17 protein-coding genes are annotated in these 19,845 nt (G+C 62.2%); 10 read left to right on the forward strand and 7 right to left on the reverse strand.

What is annotated here, in order from left to right:
- Positions 1-137 precede the first annotated feature (137 nt).
- On the forward strand, positions 138-1,451 hold the full coding sequence (locus C7450_RS34015) for a porin (protein ID WP_170147273.1): 1,314 nt from the start codon (positions 138-140) through the stop codon (positions 1,449-1,451).
- A 51-nt stretch (positions 1,452-1,502) separates the two neighbouring features.
- On the opposite strand, the gene C7450_RS17165 is transcribed toward C7450_RS34015, so the two are convergent.
- The 3 genes from C7450_RS17165 to C7450_RS17175 all read right to left on the reverse strand — a co-directional run bounded on the left by C7450_RS17165 (position 1,503) and on the right by C7450_RS17175 (position 3,776).
- Positions 1,503-2,558 (reverse strand): FUSC family protein, encoded by a 1,056-nt coding sequence (locus C7450_RS17165; RefSeq protein ID WP_110375690.1) that lies wholly within the window; start codon positions 2,556-2,558, stop codon positions 1,503-1,505.
- Positions 2,559-2,837: 279 nt separating this feature from the next.
- A complete protein-coding gene (locus C7450_RS17170; RefSeq protein WP_110375691.1) occupies positions 2,838-3,089 on the reverse strand; it encodes a helix-turn-helix domain-containing protein in 252 nt (83 codons plus the stop codon).
- A gap of 111 nt (positions 3,090-3,200) precedes the next feature.
- The gene (locus tag C7450_RS17175) at positions 3,201-3,776 is read right to left on the reverse strand and encodes a DUF2975 domain-containing protein (protein ID WP_146227374.1); all 576 of its coding nucleotides are present in this window, start codon (positions 3,774-3,776) and stop codon (positions 3,201-3,203) included.
- 76 nt (positions 3,777-3,852) lie between these two features.
- Here C7450_RS17175 and C7450_RS17180 point away from each other — a divergent pair, with 76 nt between their 5' ends.
- A complete protein-coding gene (locus C7450_RS17180) occupies positions 3,853-4,686 on the forward strand; it encodes an alpha/beta fold hydrolase (RefSeq protein ID WP_110375693.1) in 834 nt (277 codons plus the stop codon).
- A 116-nt stretch (positions 4,687-4,802) separates the two neighbouring features.
- On the opposite strand, the gene C7450_RS17185 is transcribed toward C7450_RS17180, so the two are convergent.
- The gene (locus C7450_RS17185) at positions 4,803-5,726 is read right to left on the reverse strand and encodes a LysR family transcriptional regulator (RefSeq protein ID WP_110375694.1); all 924 of its coding nucleotides are present in this window, start codon (positions 5,724-5,726) and stop codon (positions 4,803-4,805) included.
- 211 nt (positions 5,727-5,937) lie between these two features.
- Here C7450_RS17185 and C7450_RS17190 point away from each other — a divergent pair, with 211 nt between their 5' ends.
- From C7450_RS17190 to pepT, 6 genes are all read left to right on the forward strand, one after another.
- Positions 5,938-7,524 carry an ABC transporter substrate-binding protein gene (locus tag C7450_RS17190; protein WP_110375695.1) on the forward strand — a complete coding sequence of 529 codons (1,587 nt, stop codon included), beginning with the start codon at positions 5,938-5,940 and terminating at the stop codon, positions 7,522-7,524.
- Between the two features lie 3 nt (positions 7,525-7,527).
- Complete coding sequence (locus tag C7450_RS17195) at positions 7,528-8,505, forward strand: ABC transporter permease (RefSeq protein ID WP_110375696.1); 978 nt, start codon at positions 7,528-7,530, stop codon at positions 8,503-8,505.
- Between the two features lie 13 nt (positions 8,506-8,518).
- Positions 8,519-9,394, forward strand: a complete 876-nt coding sequence (locus C7450_RS17200; RefSeq protein ID WP_110375697.1) for an ABC transporter permease — start codon at positions 8,519-8,521, stop codon at positions 9,392-9,394.
- Positions 9,391-11,046 carry a dipeptide ABC transporter ATP-binding protein gene (locus C7450_RS17205; protein ID WP_110375698.1) on the forward strand — a complete coding sequence of 552 codons (1,656 nt, stop codon included), beginning with the start codon at positions 9,391-9,393 and terminating at the stop codon, positions 11,044-11,046. The genes C7450_RS17200 and C7450_RS17205 overlap by 4 nt, the downstream gene beginning before the upstream one ends.
- A gap of 144 nt (positions 11,047-11,190) precedes the next feature.
- Positions 11,191-12,426 (forward strand): CapA family protein, encoded by a 1,236-nt coding sequence (locus C7450_RS17210; RefSeq protein ID WP_110375699.1) that lies wholly within the window; start codon positions 11,191-11,193, stop codon positions 12,424-12,426.
- Between the two features lie 38 nt (positions 12,427-12,464).
- Complete coding sequence (gene pepT / locus C7450_RS17215; RefSeq protein WP_110375700.1) at positions 12,465-13,679, forward strand: peptidase T; 1,215 nt, start codon at positions 12,465-12,467, stop codon at positions 13,677-13,679.
- A 105-nt stretch (positions 13,680-13,784) separates the two neighbouring features.
- Here the strand turns inward: pepT and C7450_RS17220 are convergent, their stop codons facing one another.
- Both C7450_RS17220 and C7450_RS17225 read right to left on the reverse strand, forming a co-directional pair.
- Positions 13,785-15,644: an ABC transporter ATP-binding protein gene (locus C7450_RS17220; RefSeq protein WP_110375701.1), complete on the reverse strand. Its 1,860-nt coding sequence runs from the start codon at positions 15,642-15,644 to the stop codon at positions 13,785-13,787.
- A gap of 247 nt (positions 15,645-15,891) precedes the next feature.
- Complete coding sequence (locus C7450_RS17225; RefSeq protein WP_110375702.1) at positions 15,892-17,130, reverse strand: MFS transporter; 1,239 nt, start codon at positions 17,128-17,130, stop codon at positions 15,892-15,894.
- 69 nt (positions 17,131-17,199) lie between these two features.
- Here C7450_RS17225 and C7450_RS17230 point away from each other — a divergent pair, with 69 nt between their 5' ends.
- A complete protein-coding gene (locus tag C7450_RS17230; protein ID WP_110375703.1) occupies positions 17,200-17,634 on the forward strand; it encodes a helix-turn-helix domain-containing protein in 435 nt (144 codons plus the stop codon).
- Between the two features lie 336 nt (positions 17,635-17,970).
- On the opposite strand, the gene C7450_RS17235 is transcribed toward C7450_RS17230, so the two are convergent.
- Positions 17,971-18,573 (reverse strand): TetR/AcrR family transcriptional regulator, encoded by a 603-nt coding sequence (locus tag C7450_RS17235; RefSeq protein WP_110375704.1) that lies wholly within the window; start codon positions 18,571-18,573, stop codon positions 17,971-17,973.
- A 91-nt stretch (positions 18,574-18,664) separates the two neighbouring features.
- On the opposite strand from C7450_RS17235, the gene C7450_RS17240 reads away from it, so the two are divergent.
- On the forward strand, positions 18,665-19,408 hold the full coding sequence (locus C7450_RS17240; RefSeq protein WP_110375705.1) for an SDR family NAD(P)-dependent oxidoreductase: 744 nt from the start codon (positions 18,665-18,667) through the stop codon (positions 19,406-19,408).
- Positions 19,409-19,845: the final 437 nt, after the last annotated feature.

The raw sequence follows: 19,845 nt of genomic DNA on the forward strand, positions 1-19,845 counted from the left end.
GAATGGAATGCGTGACATTCAAGAGCGCGCGGGACATGCGACCGGTTGGCTCTTGCGCGCCGGGCTGCCGCGCGCAAAAGAAGGCGTAGCGGTTGATGAGCAGCCGCATGGCGTCGGGATGGGCAATGAGGCACCGGTTGTTCGCATATCCCGGCGTCACCGTGGCTCTCGCCAGCCTCTTCGCGTTGCCGACGGCCACCGGCGCGCTCGCCTTGGCGAAACGACGACCCGCCCTCCAGGGCTGCACCGTGTCCGTGCCAACGCCCAACCCGATTTTCGCTGCCGCGGAAGGAGATGGGGCACGGCGCGCGCAGGACGACGATTCCGATTCCGAGGATTCCGACGACGGTGATGACGGCGACGGCGATGATGACGACGCGGATGACGACGACGATAGCCCTGCAGGCTTCAACGTTCCGGGATCGGACACCTGCATGGCGATCTCGGGAACAGCGACGACCGGCATGCAGTATGATGGATACCGGATCAAGGCGCAGGCGAAGGCGGCGGCAAAGGCAGCCGGACTGGCGGCCCTCGATACGACCACATTTCCGATAACGGCCTCGTTTCGTCTTGAAACCGGGCAAGCCCTGGCCAATGGACTCTATCTCTCCACGGCCTTGGAATTTTCGTTCGATACCCCGAACGGTGGGGACAATCCAACCTTCGTGGAAGCGAGCATGACGCTCGGCCCCTACACCTTCGGGGTCACGGATTCGTGGTTCGATTTCTGGACAGGGGAGGATTTCGTCCTCGTCGCCCGCGTTCCGAGCCGGACTGTCGGCCTCGCCGGGATCAACAGGGCCGTCACGGATAAAGTCACATTCTCGCTGTCGGCCGAGACCCTTGAAAGCAATCAGAACTCCATACAGCTTCCCGATGGTGCGCGTGTGCCGGACGGTGTGGCGCGACTGGTCTACGACGATGGCACGCTGACGCTGCACACCGCTGCTGCCTATCATGACGTCCCGGCGACAGCCCTGTCTCCCGGCCGTCTGGGCAGAGCGGGGATCGTCGGTGCAACCTGGCAGGCCGATCTCTTCGGGAAAAGCACGACAATCTCAGGCCAGGTCGCGGGCGCGATCAATGCGGCGCCCTACATCGGCTCGCAGCTCGACCGCCGGAGCGTGGCGGGACTGCTCGTGGCGGACGATGCAACACGGGGGTGGTCGGGCGTGGTCTCGATCGGCCGCGATCTGTCCGACACCTGGTCTGCCAATGCCTATGTCAGCCGTTACGATCTCTACCTGCTGCAATCAGGATCAAAGGCCGGACATCTTCGTATCGATCGACTGTCCGCGAACCTGGTCTGGAAGCCTCTCGATGGCTTCAAAGCTGGCGTAGAAGGCTCGATCGCCTGGCAAGATGCCGCCATCTCGGGGCGTCTGGCGTCGATCCCGCTTGCTGCGCGCCAGAACTCTGTTCAGGTCTTTCTTGAACGCACTTTTTGAGGAGCCCACTGAACGTCCAATCGGGGGTGCGAGCATCACGTTGCATTGTCGTCAGGGGTTTTTGCGGCGGCTCTGAAGATATTGCAAGGGGAGATAGCCGAAGATGATCACGATGACGCCCCCGATTGCAGTATCGATGAGCCGCTGCACCCCATAATCGATGTCGCGGGTACCCGGCACAATGACGTCGACGAGTATCAGGACCAGCGGCGTTAGGAAAACGGCCTGCAGCACATAAGAGCGTTGCATCGCCCAAGGCAATATCCCTGCCAGGACGGACATCACAACGACTAGCGGCAAGCCCTTCGGCACAGTGGCGAGCGCCGTCGCGCCAATCACTACGCCCGCCAGCGTGCCGATGGTCCGTTGCAGCGCGCGATCACGGATAGAGCCGAAGTCCGGCTTCAAGACAAGTCCGACGGTCAATGGCACCCAAAACCAATGCGCCGTGTCGTTGACCCAATGCGTACAATAGGCGACGCCCAGACAGAGTGAAAACGCTGCAGGCGGAGCCCAGTTCGAGGCAACCGGCCGGGGCGTTCCTTTGGCCTCCTTCTGCGAGGACTGGGTCTCGGTCGGATTATCCTGCGCGTGCCAGCCGCGAATGAGAACTTCGATGCCAAGCACCAGAGCGTAGAATAATGCACCAACGAGGTAGAGAACGGCAGGCTGCCAGAACGGGGCAATGGCTGGAACGCCCACGGCAATCGAAGCGACAAGCAAAGTCTGCAACGTCCCGATCGACAGCGCTCTGTTCTTGCTGCTCAGCAACGCGGATGCGAACCCGATCACCATCATGCCGGCAACAACCGCGCCCCATGGCAGGGTACCGAGGTAGCCCAGAAGGTATCCCAGCGCGCCGATCGGCGCGGAGATCAACATTGTCTTGTAGATGGAGCCGTAGCTGCCCGCGCTTTCGCCCGTGATCATCATGAGGCAGCCCATGGCGATCCACATGCCGGTCATGATATCGTTAATAATCAAGCCAAAGACGAATGGGAGCCCGATGCATAAGGCAGATCGTATTGCACGGGTCCATTGCCAAGTCGCCGGCTTCAAACGCAAAAGTCCCGACAATGGATCGTCGTTGACAGTCGATCTGGACATCTACCCTCCGCCGGCGGCGCGCAAAGACCATAGAAAGTTGTCGCCGCCTGTGACGGTGACGTCCGCGACCTTAGCGTTGGTTCATGGGGGATTGCAATCAATGCAGGCGCGATGATCTTTCACTGAGAACGTCTTCCCCCCTGAAAATTGGATTGGGTCATAGCGGCGACAGCGCGTATTTTGTAGGAGCGGCATGAGAGGAAGGCGCAACCCCAACCCGGGGTGGCATCCGCCACCGATGATTGTCCGTCGATGTTGAGCCTTGCCGTCACACCACATCTACCCGGCGGCGCGTCTTGGTCTCATCTCGATAATATCCAGCCCATCATCAGGACGATATTCGAGGATATCGCCGGGTTGACAGCGCAAGACAGCACAAATTCTGTCGAGCGTGTCGAACCGTATTCCTTTCACCTTTCCCGATTTCAGAAGCGATATATTCTGTTCCGTAATGCCGACGCGTTCGGCAAGTTCCTTGGATCGCATCTTTCGTCGCGCGAGCATGACATCGAGGTTGACGACGATTGCCATGTAACTCCCCTAGAGCGATTCCAGCGGACGTGTGTAGCGGTTCCGCGTGAGGAATTGTGTAATATCACAGAGATAGAGCATGTCCGGCGAACCGTATTTCGCGGAAATGCTCTAGATGATCTGCTCGTTTTCCAGGGCGATCAGTCCGGCTTCGCTCATCACGCGGCCGAGGACGAGGACCAGCCCGCCGAGAATGGCGATCATGGCGTCGTCCGTTGACAATGCCACCACGATGTGCCGATCGTCCGCGGCGTTCGCCAAGGTGAGGACGACGGACAGGAACGTGTTGGTGAGCGGACGGAGCACGCTGATCGCCAGCATGGCCCATCCGATCCGTTGAAGATGCAACGCAGATAGCTGCCAGGAAACGGCCCCTCGTCGCAGTCCATCACAGAGCCGATAAACCTGGTAAAGCGCATAGAACAGCACAGCCACCGGGACCATGGATATCGAGAACCCCAGCGCTCGCGACCCGTCATCAAGCGCCAGCGGAACGTGTTCCAACCTCAGCCGGGCCGCGATGAATGTCACGACCCGATCCGGCGAAAGCCACACCCACGCAAGAATACACTGGGTCGTCACCGCGCCGAAAACCGTTGCGAGGCGAAGGCCACTTGCGATGCGCGTGAGCGACCGGCCATGGACAGGCGTGATCAAGGCCTGGGGAGTGGTGTTCGAGATAAGCATTGACTCGCCCTCATCGACGATTGACAGCAAAAAATCATCGTGTAACAATAATTAATATAACCTTCATGAGATGTCAATGAACCCGCTATTTTCCCAAGCCCCTGTGCGGGCTGGTTGGCCTTTGCGCGCGGTGACTGGCGCCGTCGCATTCAGCCTGCTGCTTGCAGGCTGCGCCTCCTTGCCGGGGAGTGAGGTCTATCGCACCGATACCGGGCGGTTCGAGGCTTCGGTCGCCGGGGCAGGGGCGCCGACGATTGTGCTCGAGGCTGGCATGGGCGCTCACAAGGAATATTGGCGTGACGTGTTTGTCGCGATGTCATCCACAAACACCGTCTTCGCCTACAACCGGCCGGGTATTGGCCGAAGCGCGGAAACGACACGACCGCGCGACGGCGCAACGATCGTCGCAGAGCTGCGCGCCCTCTTGCGCAGCCGGAACCTGCAACCACCCTATATCCTCGTCGGGCATTCGGTGGGGGGACTGTACATGCAACTCTACGCTCGTCGCTATCCCTCCGAAGTCGCGGGGCTGGTGCTGGTCGATCCGACCCACCCGACCCAATTTGAGGGGGAAGGCGCCATCGAGAACCGCGGCCTCGCCTCAGCGCTCATCGCCACGCAAGGGCTGTTCGGACCGGTCAAGGCCGAGTTCGACGGCGTGGAGCCGACCGGCCGCGCTGTTCTGGCTGCGCCGGGGCTGCCGGCCGACATGCCGGTCGTGATCCTGATCGCGCCGAATCGATCAGGGACGGCGATCGGGGCCTTCGACAATGCCAAGCGCGCCGACTTCGCCCGTCTCTACCCTCATGCGGTCATCCGTGAGGTCCAATCTGGTCATAATATTCCCGTCCAACGTCCCGATGCAGTTGTCCAGGCCATTCGGGAGGTGCTTTCGCGGACCCGCCGCTGACGATGCGTGTCGATTTCGGCGTGGGCGCAAATCCACAATCGACGGACGTGGGCGAGGCGGTATAGCGGCCGTCGGTGGCGCATCCAACAGCGAGGTCAGCCCGCTTCTCGGCGCGCCTAATCCTGCGCCATATCCGATGCTTGATCTCTGGCAAATGCGACGACGGCTTCGACCAGGGCAGCCTGGCGCGCCACCTTATCGCTGCCGCGGCGCCAGAACACCACATGTTCATAGGTGATGGCGGGATGGAGGGGCACGATCGCGAGATCGAACATGCCGCATTGTCGCGCGATGAATTCGTTCATCAAGGTGATACCGGAACCATGGGCGGCAAAAGCGGCGGCGAAGCCGATGGCATCGGTACGCACCCGGACATTCGGATAGCGGCCCTTGTGAACAAAGGCGTTCAATCCGAGCAGGTTGGATGAGAATTCGCGGTCGAGCGTGATCAGGCTCTCCGCGGAGACGTCCTCGGCCGTGATCAGCTTCTTGTTCGCGAGGGGATGTCCGGCCCGCATCAGGCAGATGGTCTTGCTGATGGATATGGTCCGCCATTCGAAGAACCGCTCGTCGAGCGGCAATCGGGAAATGCCGATGTCGGCCTCTCCGGTCAGCACATGCTGGGCGATCTGATCATAGCTCTGCGCCCTGATGTAAAATTCCAGCGCTGGATGTGTTGGCTCCAAGGCGGCGACCAGCTTGGGCAGCATCGATAGGCAGACGACATGCGGCGCCGAGATGCTCAAGCTGTTTTGTGCGGAACTGAAGGAGCCGAGAATCTCGCGCTCGATATGACCAAGCGTGTCGAAATAGCGATCGATCCGGTTGTAGATATCGATGGCACGGGTGGTCGGGATCAGGCCACGCCGATCCCTCACAAAGAGCTTTTCTCCCACCAGTTCCTCGAAGAGCTTCAACTGCTGACTGACCGCGGACTGGGTGATCTTGAGGACTTTGGACGCCCGCCGCGTGGACCCTGAGCGCACGATTTCCCGGAAGATCTCGGCGCGCCTGAGCCCGACCCCGCCATCGTCCTTCATCTCGTCCCTCCTTCGTCGTCCTCGGCTGGCATGCGGCCGCGAAGCGCCGAATTTTTGATATAAGTCAGCCTAATAGGGTGGCGAAAAAACTTAATAAATTGACGGATTGCCCCAAATTTTTGAATTCTCGATCTCAGGGTTTTTTGACTCTCAAATATGCGGATCCGGTTCGGGTTTCGCGCGATCCGCGCCGATAATAAGGGGAACGAGGATGAACATCACGACGCGTTTTCGCGCCAGCGGCCTGTCGGTTGCTTCCGTATTAATTGCACTGTTCGCTGCGGGCCCGGGCGCCGCGCAGGACTTGCGCGTTGCGACGTCCTATAAGCTGATGACGCTCGATCCGCATTTCGCGACCCTGAATGAGAACTCCTCGCTGCTGTCCCATGTCTTCGAGCGGCTGGTCTATCAGGACGAGAAACTTGCGCTTCAGCCCGGGCTTGCCACATCCTGGAAGCGCGTTTCCGATACGCGGTGGGAGTTCAAGCTCCGCGACAATGTCCGCTTTCACGATGGCTCGCCCTTCACGGCCGATGACGTCGTCTACACGATCGAACGCGTCCGCGACTTTCTGAAGCCGCCAAGCGGCGGATTTCAGGCCTACACCAAGGCCATCGCCGCGGTTAAGGCTGTCGACCCGACAACCGTGGTCATCGACACGGTCGACAGCCAGCCGACATTGCCGCTCGCGCTTTCGGCGATCTTCATCATGCCGCGCGGCTCGGCCGGTTTCGCAACAACCGAAGCGCTCAACACCGGCTCGTCCCTTGTTGGCACGGGCCCCTACAAGTTCAAGGCCTGGCGTTCCGGCGAGACCCTGGACCTCGCCCGCAATGACGACTACTGGGGCGGCCGTCCCACCTGGTCGAACGTGTCCTTCCGCATCGTCGAAAGCCCCGCGGCCCGCGTCGCCGCCCTGGCAGCCGGCGATGTCGACATCGCCGATTTCGTGCCGGCCCGGGACGTCGAGACGCTGAAGCAGAGGGGGGCGAAGGTCGAAAGCGTCCCCGCCGCGCGCTTGAACTTCTTTCAGTTCGAGCTCGGCAAGGAGGTCGCGCCGGGCGTGACCGACAAGGCGGACAAACCCATCCCAAACCCCTTCCGCGACGCGCGGGTGCGCAAGGCGCTGGCCCTGGCCGTGGACCGCAACGTCATCGTCGACAAGATCCTGTCAGGCTACGGCACCGCCGCCTCGCAGTTCTTTCCCAACGGGCTCGCCGGCACGTCGCCAAACCTTACCCCGCAGCCGGCGCGCTACGAGGACGCCAAGGCCCTGCTCGCGGAAGCGGGATATCCCAACGGCTTCAAGGTGGTGCTCAACGGACCGGCCGGCCGCTATCCCGGTGACGGTGAGACGCTGCAGGCGGTTGCCCAGAGCTGGGCACGGATCGGCGTGAACGCGCGGCCTGTCGGCGTTCCCTTCTCCGTGTTCAATACGAAGCGCGGCGCCGGTGAATACGGCATCTGGTACGGCGGATGCTCCGGCGAGTCGGTTGATGTCTGCCTCGAGGCCGTCTTGAAATCGCCGGATAGCGCGACCGGCGCGGGCGCGCTGAATTTCGGGCAATATCGCAATCCAGCCTACGACGAGAGGCTCGACAAGGCCCGGACGGTGGATGCCGGCCCGGATCGCGACAAGGCGCTGGCGGACTTGACGGATTTTGTCATGAGCGACGAGCCGATCATTCCGCTCTATCATTTCCACCACATCTCGGGTCATGGCCCGCGCGTGACGAGCTATCTGATGCATCCGCGCGGCTGGACCACAGCGATGCAGGCGAAGCCGGCGGCGAACTGAGTGATGGCGCTGTTCAAGGTCATCGCGGGGAGGCTTTATCAGGCCTTCCTCCTCCTTGCCGTGATGTCCCTGGTCGGGTTCGTCGGCATCCATAGCGTCGGCAACCCGGTCTACAACGTCGTCAATATCGAAACGGCCACGCCGGAGGACATCAGGCGCGCGACCGAGCTGCTGGGTTTGGACCTGCCCCTGTGGCGCCAGTATTTCGTCTTTCTTCAGAACCTCGCCACCGGCAGCTTCGGCATCTCCTACATCTACCATCAGCCGGCCTTCGCGCTCGTCATGAGCAAGCTGCCGGCCACATTCGAACTTGCCGCCGTCGCGATGATTGTCGCGACGGTGACGGGGACCGGGCTCGGATTGCTCGCGGGGACCCGGCCGGGAAGCCGCCTCGATCGCGTCGTCGTCGCGGCCACCGTCTATGCCCTGAGTGTCCCGTCGTTCTGGCTCAGCATGATGCTGATACTGCTCTGCGCGGTCACGACCGGTTGGTTTCCGTCGGGGGGGAGGGGCAGCACCGCCGAATTTCTCGGATGGGACTGGAGTTTCCTGACGATCGACGGGCTCAGGCATCTGGTGCTGCCCGCCTTGGCCCTCGCCATTCCCAATATCGCGCTGATCGCCCGGCTTGCGCGCGCCGGCACGGTGGAGGTGCAACGGGCGGATTTCGTGCGCTTCTGCCGTGCGAAGGGCATATCCGACCGGCGCATCCTGTTCAGGCACACGCTGCCCAACATCAGCCTGCCGATCATCACGATCGTCGGGTTGCAATTCGGCGGCATGCTGGCCTTTGCGGTCGTGGTGGAGAGCATTTTCGCCTGGCCGGGGGTCGGCAAACTGCTGATCGATTCGATTCAGCTTCTCGACCGGCCCGTCGTGGTGGCGACGCTGACCCTGGTCGCGCTCACCTTCGTCGTCCTCAACGCGATCGTCGACCTGCTCTATGCCGTGCTCGATCCACGCGTCCGTATCTCGGCCTGATGGGGAAGCGGATATGGAGATTATCAACACCATGACCCGCGCGCCACGCCGCTTCCTACCGGTCCTGACGCTGCCCAATGCGATCCTCGCGCTGTTCGTGATGGCCGCGCTTGCGGCGCCGCTGCTGGCGCCGCAGAATCCTTACGACCTCCTGCAGATCCTGGGCTGGGAGGCCTCCTCGCCACCCGGCACGATGAGCGGCAACGGCTATCGCTACTGGCTCGGGACCGATGGGCTTGGCCGCGATATCGCGAGCTGCATTCTCTTCGGATTGCGTATCAGCCTCCTGGTCTCCGTTATCAGCGCCGCGGTTGCGGCAGCCCTCGGCCTCACGCTTGGCGTCGCCGCCGCCTATTTCGGCGGCTGGGTCGATGCGGTGATCATGCGCGTCGTCGACCTGCAACTCAGCCTGCCGACCATGCTCGTCGCGCTTATCGCGATCGTCACTCTGGGACCCGGCGTCGACCGGATCATCCTGGCGCTGATCATCGTGCAATGGGCGACCTATGCGCGGGTGGTCCGCAGCGTGGCGCTAAGCGAGGCGGGAAAGCCCTATATCGATGCAGTGCGCACGATGCCGCTGTCGCGCGGGCGGATCATCCTGCGGCATCTCCTGCCGAACAGCATCGCGCCGGCCATCACGCTGCTACCGATCGAGATCGGCCACGCGGTCGCCCTCGAAGCCACCTTGTCCTTCCTCGGGCTCGGCGTCCCGATGGATCAGCCCTCGCTCGGCTCCACGGTGGCGAACGGCTTCCAGTACCTGCTGACGGGCCAGTACTGGATCAGCCTGTTTCCGGGCATCGCGCTGTTCACGCTGATCGCCGCCATCAATTTTTCCGGCGAGGACATCCGCCGGCTCTGGGACCCAAGGAGCAGGTCGCTATGACGGCGGAGAACCACACGGCCCCTCTGCTCGAGGTGAGCGAACTATCCCTCGTCTACCGGGGAGCGTCGCGATCCTTGCCGATCGTTCGCAACGTGAATTTTTCGCTGGACCATGGCGAAGTGCTCGGCATTATCGGTGAATCGGGAGCCGGCAAGTCCTCGATCGGCAATGCCGTGATCGGCCTTCTGGCGCCGGGCATCGCGCAGACCGCCGGCACCATCCGGTTGGAGGGAACCGCGCTCGAGGCCGTCGACGGCGAGGCGAGACGTGCCCTCAGGGGCCGGGCGATCGCCAGCATCTTCCAGGATCCCTCATCCTCCCTCGACCCCCTGATGACGGTCGGGGCGCAACTTGACGAAACAATCGCGGCGCTTTCGCCCGAACTGTCCCGTTCCGATGTACGGGCACGCGCCATCCAGCTCCTGGAGCGGGTCGGGATACCCGATGCGCCACGGCGTCACCACAGCTACCCCCACCAATTGTCGGGCGGCCAACGGCAGCGCATCGTCATTGCTATGGCGCTGGCGGGCGCGCCCTCCCTGATCGTGGCCGATGAGCCCACATCGGCGCTCGATGCCACCGTTCAGAAGCAGATCCTGCACGTGCTGAAGGGGCTCGTTCAAGACCACGGCCTTTCCATCCTCCTCATCACCCATGACATGGGCGTCATCGCCGAGATCGCCGACCGGGTCGTGGTCATGAAGGATGGCGCGGTCATCGAACAGGGCGCCACCGCCGCGCTGTTGCAGGCGCCGCAGGATCCCTACACCCAGAGGCTTCTGGCGGCGGTGCCGAAGCTGCGTTCGGTCCACCCCGACCCGGCGTCCCCGGGTGTGGGCGCGCGTGAACCGATCCTCGTCGTCGAAAACCTGTCGAAGTCGTTCGGCGGCAGGAGCATCCTCGACCTGTTCGGTGCCGGAAAGCCCCATTTCGCGCTGCGCGATATCGGCTTCCGGGTGCCGCGCGCCGGCGTCCTCGGCATCGTCGGGGAAAGCGGCAGCGGCAAATCGACGATCGGCCGCATACTGGCCGGGCTCGAGTCCGCCGAGGCCGACAGGATCGAGCTCGACGGACAGCGTTGCGACATCAGCCACCGCAACCGGGCCGGAAGCCTGCTCGGCCGGGTCCAGATGATCTTTCAGGACCCTTCCTCCGCGCTGAACCCGCGGCTTACGGTGGCGCAAGCGTTGACGGAATGTGCGCGGGCGACCGCGCCGGCTGGAGAGGATACCAGCCAGGCGGCGGTTAGGGCCCGGGTCATCGAGACGATCGAGAGGCTCGGCCTGCAGACACTCCATCTCGACCGCTTTCCGCACCAATTGTCCGGCGGCCAGAAGCAGCGCGTCTGCATTGCACGCGCCCTGCTGGCCCGGCCAAAAATCGTGATCGCAGACGAACCCACGTCGGCGCTCGATGTATCCGTGCAGGCGGAAATCCTGGCGCTGCTCAAGGAGACGGTTGCGGAGAACCGCCTCTCGATGATCTTCATCTCCCATGATCTCGCCGTCGTCCAGGACATCTGCGACGATGTCTGCGTGATGCGGAATGGCCGGATCGAAGACTACGGCTCGTCCGATTTCATCTTCGGCCAATCCGAGAATCCCTACACCCGGCATCTGATCGACGCGCGCCCGAAAATCCTCGCCGCCTAGAGCAAGTCCGTCTGTTGCGGACTTGCTCCGTTCAAAAATTGACGAGCAAATTCACTGGCTTAGATGGTATCAGACGATTCCGTTTAAGCCGGATTTGCTCTAGATGCTCCTCTATCAACAAACACTCATAACGCGAGTACTCGAATGAGCGATAGTTTTACTTTGGCCGTTACGGGCCAATCCTTGATAAAACATGACACGAGAGCTATACAAAGTCCGGAGTTCGATCGTATCAAGGCGGTTGTGAAAAGCGCGGATCTCGCCTTCACCAATTTCGAAGGAACCATATACGGGACCCATGGCGGCTGGCCGATGAAGGGTTTCTACTACGGCAGTGCCAAGCCCGCCGTTCTCGATGCGCTGGACGAGATCGGCTTCAAGGCGCTGTCATTGTCCAACAACCATGCCTTCGATCTCGGGCCCCCCGGCGTTCTGTCGACCTTGGATGAAGTCGGCAGGCGGGGATTTCTGCATGCCGGCATCGGGCGCAGCAAAAGCGCGGCGCGAGAGGCGGCGAGCACCTCATTCGACGGCAAGTCTGTCGCTATGGTCGCGATGGACGGCGGGCCAGGACCGGACTTCATGTATGCGACCGATGCCGCAGGTGAACGGGGCGAGAGACCCGGCGTCAACCGCATCCGCCTATCGCGCATTCTCGAGCTCGAAAGCGAGACCTTCCAACAGCTGCAGGGGATCCTCGAAAAGGCCGGATATTCTTCCCTCAACTTGTTGATGGACAATCAACCGGATGACGAACCCCCGGTTGCGGCGGATGAACTCGCGATCGGCCGCGCGATCTTCCGCAGTTCCGACCGTTTCAAGCGAACGGTGAAGATCGACCCGGACGATCTCGAGGCCAATCTGCGCGCCGTTCGCATCGCGGCGGAGGCGGGAGATCTGGTCATCGCCTATCTTCATCACCATCACTGGTCGAGCGACTGGCTGCAATCCCCGGACTGGATGAGCGCATTCGCGCGGCAATTCATCGACGCCGGTGCGGCGATCTTCGTGAGCCACGGCGTTCCCGTGCTCCTGCCGATCGAGATCTATCGCGGACGCCCGATCTTCCACAGTCTCGGCAATTTCATCTTTCACACGCGGTCCGAGATCGCGCTCTGGCAGCAGAGGGAGGTCTGGGAGAGCGTCGTTGCGCGCTGTACGTTCGGCGCGGACAACCGGCTCACCGCGCTGACGCTGCATCCGCTGATCGTCGGCGGCGAAGAGGGGCTTCGGGACGACCGGCTTGAGAACCGGCTTGTACCGCATCCGGCAACCGGCGCGTCCGCCGAACGCATTCTCAAGAGGGTTAAAACATCCTCCGCAGACTATGGCTCCCGCATCGAAATTGCCGATGGGCACGGGCAGTTTGATCTGGAATGATATCGTCAGCCGTCGTCTGTGACGCAAAAGGGGGCCCGATGGATATCCGCAGTGAATTGACCCAACGCTTCTTTCGCTACCTTGCCGTCGAAAGCCAGAGCGATGCCCGTTCCACCAGCCTGCCCTCGACCCAGGGGCAGCAACGACTTGCGGCATTGCTGGCGAGCGAACTGCAAGAGTTGGGATTGGATGACATCGTTCTCGACGATCATGCGACCGTGACGGCGGTCAGACGCGGAACACGGATGGATTCGCCCAAGATCGGCTTTATCGCCCATCTCGATACGGCCGATGTCGGCCTGTCCGCGATCATCCGGCCGCAGGTTCTGCGCTTCGAGGGCGTGGATATCTGCCTGAATGCCAAGGACGATATCTGGTTGCGCACGGCCGAGCACCCCGAGATCATGCCGTGGGGCGGCCACGACATCATCTTCAGCAATGGGACGAGTGTGCTGGGCGCCGACAACAAGGCCGCGATCGCCGTCATCATGACGCTGCTCGCGCGGCTTCCGCCCGATCGCGACCACGGTGACATCCACATCGCTTTCGCGCCGGACGAGGAAATCGGCATGCGCGGCGCCAAGGCGCTCGATCTCGCGCGCTTCGCCTGCGACTTCGCCTATACGATCGATTGCTGCGAGTTGGGCGAGGTCGTCCTCGAGACCTTTAACGCGGCCACGGCGGACATCGTCTTCTCGGGCGTGAGCGTCCACCCGATGTCCGCCTATGGCGTCATGGTCAATCCCCTGCTGATGGCGACCGATTTCATCGCCGGGTTCGACCGGAACGATACGCCTGAGAGAACGAAGGGGCGCCAGGGCTTCTTCTGGTTCAAGGAGCTGACGTCCAATGATCAGGAGGCGCGCCTTACGGTCCTGATCCGGGATTTCGACGAAGACGGATTGCTGAAACGCAAGGAATGTCTCCGGGAAGCCGTGCGCCTCGCGGCAGCGCACTATCCGTCCGCCAAGGTCAGTTGCGTGATCACGGATACCTACGCCAACATCGGGCAATCCATGAAGGCGGATACCCGCCCGGCCGAACGGCTCCTTGCCGCGATGAAAGCTTTGGATATCGCGCCAAAGATCGTGCCGATGCGCGGCGGAACGGACGGCTCCGTGCTGTCGGCACGGGGTATCCCCACGCCGAATGTCTTCACGGGCGCGTACAACTTTCACTCGCGGTTCGAGTTTCTTCCATTGGACGCGTTCGAAAAATCGTACCAAACGGCAAGACTCCTCTGTCTGTCCTAGCGCCGTGTGGACAGTTGCCCTGATGAAGCCGCCGGAAGCTCCGTCGTCATTCCGGGGCGGGCCGAAAGGCCCGCTCGCGGCCCCCGCCTTGTCACGGGACCGGATTCACATCGCCTCGACGGTGTCGGCAATATAGCCGCCGGTCTGCCGCTTCCAGAGACGGGCATAGAGGCCGTCGCGTTCGAGCAGGGCCTGCGGCGTGCCTTCCTCGACGATGCGTCCGCGGTCGACGACAATGATGCGGTCCATGCTGGCGATGGTCGAGAGGCGGTGGGCAATGGCGATGACCGTCTTGCCTTGCATCAGGAGGGTGAGCTTGTCCTGAACCGCCGCCTCGGCTTCGCTGTCCAGCGCCGAAGTCGCCTCATCCAGAATGAGGATAGGCGCGTCCTTGAGCAGCACGCGGGCAATCGCGACGCGCTGACGCTGTCCGCCCGAAAGCTTGACGCCCCGATCCCCGACGAAAGCCTCGTAGCCGGTGCGGCCTTCCCCGTCTTTCAACGGGGTGATGAAGCCGTCGGCTTCGGCAAGCACGGCCGCATGCCGGATCTCCGCCGGCGAGGCGCTGGGGCGCCCGTAGCGGATGTTGTCGCCGACCGAGCGATGCAGCAGCGAGACCTCCTGGGTGACGACGCCGATGCTCTCCCTGAGGCTCGCCTGGGTGACGGAGCGGATGTCCTGCCCGTCGATCAGGATCGTGCCGTCCTTCAGTTCGAAGAACCGCAGCAGCAGGCTGACAAGGGTCGATTTACCCGCGCCGGAGAGGCCGACCAGTCCGACCTTCTCGCCGGCGCGGACGGTGAGCGAGAGGTCTTCGATGACGGCCTGTCCCTGTCGATAGGCGAAATGGACGTTGCGGAATTCGACCTCGCCCGCGGTGACCCTGAGCGGTTGGGCGTCGGGAGCATCGATGATGGTGGGCGGGGTCGTCACCACCGGCATCGCGTCGCGGATCGTGCCAACCGCCTGGAAGATCTGCTGCCCCATCTGGAGGAAGGCGCGGGAATTGGCGCTGAGGCGCTGCACAATGGCGATCGAGGCGACGAATTGGCCGATCGTCACGAAGCCGGCAACAAGGCCCCAGAAGCCGATGGCAAAATTGGCGAGCACAAGCAGGGTGTTGAGCAAAATGACGGCCGTGTCCGTCGTCAGATGGACCCGCCTCTCGCGCTGCTGGGTCTCGATGGCGGTCGCCATGAAGGTCCGCATCGCGCCTGCTTCGCTGTCTTCAGCCGCGAACAGCTTCACCATCTGGATGTTGCTGTAGACGTCGGTCATGGCGCCGACGATGAGGCTGCGCGCCCGGGCCGTCCGGCGCGAACGCTCGGAAAAATGGGGTACGGCGACAACGGCGAGGGCGATGTTGCCGACGATCCAGACGAAGACCGGCAGCGCCAGCGGCCAGCACAATGCGCCAAGCAGCGCTAATGACCCGACGAACTGCACCAGGAAGAGCGGTATCTGGTAGAAGGCCACCACGATCTGCTGCTGCACCGCCGAGGCGACCTGGGCAATGCGTGCCGCGACCTGTCCGGCGAACAGGTCGTGGAAGAAGGCGAGGTCCTGACGCTCCACCGCCTTATGGCCCTGCCACTGGATGGCGGCTGGCATGCACACCGCGACGGCTTGCGAGTTCAGCGTGTTGCCCAGGAAGATCAGCACCGGCAGAAGGGGAAAAATCAAAACCCCAAGAAGGGCCAGCGTCGGCCACTCCTTATCCAGGAAAGCGGCCGCACCGCTGGCGGTCACGCCATCGACGACGAAGGAAATACCCCAGATGGTCGCGAGATTGATGCCCTCGACGGCGATCATGAGCAACGCGACGGCGACAAGCACGCCGCGGAACAGCGCGGCGAAATGTCTGAGAAGCGCGAAAGGACCGCTCGAGGGCAGGGGCGTTGCGGGAATATCGAGCGGATGGACGAGCGTCTCGAAGGGGCGATAGACGGAATCGGAAAAGGACATGAGGTCTCAGCGGCAATCGTGAAAGGAACGTGCGACAGCGGGAATCGCCCGAGCGTTGATCAGGCACCTCACGCCATTCAACTGCAAGAGCTTGATGCTGGACCGAGAACAAGGCTCGGCGCGCGCGCCAATCAGGCCCCGGCGACGATCACCTGCATCACTTGATGATCCCGAACAACGCTGGTGGATTTATGTCGGAATCGAGGGGGCCGCGACGGTTTCGCAAGTCATGGCGGTCATTGCAGCGTCAGGGTGGGCGTTTGGTGGGCTTACGATCTACGAACGCAATGCCGATGGCGACAAGCATCATGGTGCCAGCCAGCAGGAAGGTCAGCCGCATCCCCGCTGCGATAGCCGAGGCAGTCGCGCGCGCCAATTCTTCCGACCCCACGCCGATGGCGAAGACGCCCCCCATGGCGGATGCCCCGGCGATTAGTCCGATATTGCGTGACAGGCCGAGCAATCCGGACACCGTGCCGCGCCGGTCCTTGGTGACGTCGGCCAGCGCGGCGGTGTTATTGGCGGCCTGGAAGAGCTGATAGCCAGGCGTCAGCACCATGATGGAGAGCACATAGCCGGCCACGCCGATGCCGTTCGGCAGAAGGGCCAGCAGGAACGCGCCGGTCGCGAGGAGGGCAAGGCCGATGGCGAGCATGCGATTGCTGCCCCAGGCATCCACCAGTCGCCCGGACGGTACGCCGCTGACGATGGAGATCACCGGCCCGACCGCCATGACGAAGCCGACCTGCGCCGGCGGCAGACCAAGCCCGATGCCGAGATAGAAGGGCCCGACCACCAGCGTCGTCATCATGACGGCCGCGACCACGCCATTCACGAGGAGATTGGGCGCGAGCTTCCGGTTCATGACGGAGCGCAGGCGAACGGCCGGTGCCCTCTGCTTGACGGGCTCGGCCGGGAGGATGGTGATCGCCAGTATCAGGGCCAGCGCCGCCAATGGCACCTGTACCCAGAAGACGCCGCGCCATCCTGCCAGCGGGATCAGCAGCCCACCGAGCGAGGGGCCCAGCGCCGTGCCCAGCGCCGATACGGTGCCGAGCAGACCCATGGCCCGCCCGACACGCGCCTCGCTCGCGGTCTGGCGCATCAGCGCCATGGCGAGCGTCATCAGGAATGCCGCGCCAATGCCCTGCAACGCCCGCGCAGCGATCAGCAGGAAGAGGTTCGGAGCGACTGCGCATAGCAGCGAGGCGGCGGAGAAAATGGCGAGGCCGGCCACCAGCATGGGCTTCAGTCCACGACTGTCACCGAGCCGACCCGCGATCACCACGCAGATCGTCAGGGTCGCGAGATAGGCGACGACAACGGCCTGCACCTGCGCGAAGGGGGCTGAGAAGGCCTCGGCAAGCGCCGGCAGTGCGATATTGGCGATGCTGGTGCCGAGCGCGGCCAACAGCATCGCGAGCGCCGATGTGATCGTGATGCCTGGCTGGGAACTCTCCGATACGACTGATTCCGCCTGTTCCATTGCCAATCCCTCTTGCTTGCATGTCCGTTGCAGAGCATGCTGCCACTTCAAGCCGACTTGAGGTCAAGCATGAAATTTCTGGATATTGGAGAGGTTGCGGAAAAGAGCGGTATCAAGCCCTCGGCGCTTCGCTACTATGAAGAGGCCGGGCTGATTTCCTCGGTTTCACGCCATGGCTTGCGCCGACAGTTTGCCCCGGAAGTCCTGTTGCAACTCAAATTGATTGCGATGGGCAAGTCGGCCGGCTTTTCGCTCGGCGAGATCGGAGGAATGTTTCACCGAGACGGTATGCCCAATCTGCCGCGCGCCGTGATACACGCGAAGGCCGACGAGATTGACCGGAAGATCCGCGAATTGGTGGCGCTGCGCGATACGCTGCGTCACGTCGCTGATTGCCCGGCGCCCTCCCATATGGAGTGTCCGACGTTTCGCCGACTGGTCGACATGGCGGGCAAACGGGGTGCCAGGCGCGGGAAATGGGACAAGCCGAAGCGAGCCACCTGACCTGCCTAACCAAGCTCGTCCGATCGCGGCCGCGACGGATTGGCCCACAACCATGCGGGTCATCAACGCGGAGCAGGGAAGGGGGATTTGGAGGGAAACCGGCGGAAGCCTTTCGCGATGTTGGCCGTTTTGCCGATATGGCGGGCAGAGACCGACGATGAGTGCGATGAGAAAGTGAGAAGACTCTGACAATTATGAAGATATTCAGCATTATGCGGCAATTGGTGCCGGCGTCTGCGCATCGAACGGCGGCAATATTGCGCATTTGGCTGCAAATTTGCGCGCCGCAGCCAAAGTCCGCTCTGGCGTTTTTCCCGAAGGCAGATGGCTATCATGCTATCCCTTGACGACATCAATGCGCCTACCGCGATCATCGCAGGAGTTTGAGCGCTCGACGATCCCATTCATAAAGATGGCTACCAGATGAGCGATGCGCGCTTGTGGTGAGCTGTCTTGCTCTGTAGCGAGTGAAATTGCGGTCACAACGCAAACGATGTCTTTGAAGCTGATATCAGGCCTAACAGCTTTCGCCTCCTGCGCCGCATGCAAAAGTCGGGCACCTTCCTCACTGGTTGCGACACATCCGGGCGTTCCAATCTGTAGAACTGTCCCGAGGGAAGCCGAAAAACCTCGATAAATATTTGTATATTGGACGAGTTCTTCAAGGTAAGCGCGCAAGGCGTGTGAGGGTGCAAGATGAACTGATCTGGCACGGCTCCTCTCAGCCAATACCAAGAACCGGGCGCTATACGTCGCGGCCAGAAGGTCTTCCCGTGTTGGGAAGCGGCGATAGAGCGTCCCGATCCCAACCCCGGCGCTCCTTGCGACGTCGTCCAATGAGGCACCGGCGCCTCGCTCTGCAAAGATGTCCTCCGCTGCCGCGAGGATTCGCTCCTTGTTGAGCTGCGCATCGGCGCGCAATGGCGTTTCGTCAGCCAAGGAATCTGCCTCACCATGACTTGTAAGTGGAGAATACCTCCATATAATAACTGGAGCAATCCTCCACTTCTTGCGCGGGCGGGCCAATGACATGATGAAGCGATTTGAGGACAAGGTCGTGGTGATCACGGGCGGAACGGACGGCATAGGCTTGGCAGCCGCCAAGTCGTTCGCCGCAGAAGGTGCCCATGTGTACGTCACCGGACGTCGGCAAGAACGGTTGGCCGAGGCGCTTGAGGAAATCGGCAACGGCGCTGTGGGCGTTCAAGGCGATGTCAGCAGTCTTGCAGATCTCGACAGGCTCTATGCAGACATAAAGCGTGATCACGGCCGTGTGGACGTCGTATTCGCCAATGCCGGCGTGTCCGAGTCTGCCGCCATTGGTTCCATTGAAGAGGACCATTTCGACCGCGTCTTCGGCATCAACGTGAAGAGCATTGTCTTCACGGTGCAAAAGGCCCTCCCGCTGATGTCTGCTGGAGGGGCTGTGGTGATGACTGGATCGGGGGCAGGCAGCAAAGGCTTTGGCAACCTGTCCATCTATAGCGCGACGAAGGCGGCGATCCGCTCGTTCGCACGAACGTGGACGACCGATCTCAAAAGCCAGGGCATCCGTGTGAACGTCGTTTCGCCCGGCATGGTCCTGACACCGGCAATGCAGACCTATCTTCAGAACAATGCTGGTGCGGAAGACTGGATGAAGCAAACCATTCCGTTCGGCAGGCTCGCCCGGACCGAAGAAGTCGCCAAGGCGGTTCTGTTTCTGGCATCGGACGAAAGCAGCTTTGTCGGCGGCGAGGAACTACTCGTCGACGGCGGTTTCGTGGCCGTCTGAAAGCTGGGTCAGTCTTGTGATGTCCTGAAGTCTTCAAGCCGTTCCGCCGCAAAACGCCCTCGTAAAAGTCGGACTTTCGCGGTGGCCTTGTCCCCGCGACCGTCGACCGATTCGGGCCAACCCCCAACTCTGGCGGTAAGAATGGTGATGTCCGCATTCTTGGCGGTGCCCTGGCCGCGGCATGTCCGCTTGCAGCCACGTTCGGCAGGATCGCAACGGATAAACGCGCGCCCAGAAGAACGGGACGAACGCCGATACCGACTGCGTCCAACGTCAATGCGAGCTCGATTTCCTGGGTAACAAGTAGGCTTCGGTTTCGGGTGTTGCCGTGCCCCTTGCGATGCTTACGCGGCTTAGCGTGAACACATTGTCGCCGCGTGAAGGTCGGCTTCCAGACCTACGCGAGAGCCTTCCGGCTTCCATCGCATCGACGGCAG

The sequence above is a fragment of the Chelatococcus asaccharovorans genome (genome assembly GCF_003201475.1).
Lineage (GTDB): Bacteria > Pseudomonadota > Alphaproteobacteria > Rhizobiales > Beijerinckiaceae > Chelatococcus > Chelatococcus asaccharovorans.

Bases quoted from the DNA above. Each gene is read 5' to 3' on its own strand.
- C7450_RS17165 (WP_110375690.1), bottom strand. From the start codon at position 2,558: ATGTCCAGATCGACTGTCAACGACGATCCATTGTCGGGACTTTTGCGT.
- C7450_RS17170 (WP_110375691.1), bottom strand. From the start codon at position 3,089: ATGGCAATCGTCGTCAACCTCGATGTCATGCTCGCGCGACGAAAGATG.
- C7450_RS17175 (WP_146227374.1), bottom strand. From the start codon at position 3,776: ATGCTTATCTCGAACACCACTCCCCAGGCCTTGATCACGCCTGTCCAT.
- C7450_RS17180 (WP_110375693.1), top strand. From the start codon at position 3,853: ATGAACCCGCTATTTTCCCAAGCCCCTGTGCGGGCTGGTTGGCCTTTG.
- C7450_RS17185 (WP_110375694.1), bottom strand. From the start codon at position 5,726: ATGAAGGACGATGGCGGGGTCGGGCTCAGGCGCGCCGAGATCTTCCGG.
- C7450_RS17190 (WP_110375695.1), top strand. From the start codon at position 5,938: ATGAACATCACGACGCGTTTTCGCGCCAGCGGCCTGTCGGTTGCTTCC.
- C7450_RS17195 (WP_110375696.1), top strand. From the start codon at position 7,528: ATGGCGCTGTTCAAGGTCATCGCGGGGAGGCTTTATCAGGCCTTCCTC.
- C7450_RS17200 (WP_110375697.1), top strand. From the start codon at position 8,519: ATGGAGATTATCAACACCATGACCCGCGCGCCACGCCGCTTCCTACCG.
- C7450_RS17205 (WP_110375698.1), top strand. From the start codon at position 9,391: ATGACGGCGGAGAACCACACGGCCCCTCTGCTCGAGGTGAGCGAACTA.
- C7450_RS17210 (WP_110375699.1), top strand. From the start codon at position 11,191: ATGAGCGATAGTTTTACTTTGGCCGTTACGGGCCAATCCTTGATAAAA.
- pepT (WP_110375700.1), top strand. From the start codon at position 12,465: ATGGATATCCGCAGTGAATTGACCCAACGCTTCTTTCGCTACCTTGCC.
- C7450_RS17220 (WP_110375701.1), bottom strand. From the start codon at position 15,644: ATGTCCTTTTCCGATTCCGTCTATCGCCCCTTCGAGACGCTCGTCCAT.
- C7450_RS17225 (WP_110375702.1), bottom strand. From the start codon at position 17,130: ATGGAACAGGCGGAATCAGTCGTATCGGAGAGTTCCCAGCCAGGCATC.
- C7450_RS17230 (WP_110375703.1), top strand. From the start codon at position 17,200: ATGAAATTTCTGGATATTGGAGAGGTTGCGGAAAAGAGCGGTATCAAG.
- C7450_RS17240 (WP_110375705.1), top strand. From the start codon at position 18,665: ATGATGAAGCGATTTGAGGACAAGGTCGTGGTGATCACGGGCGGAACG.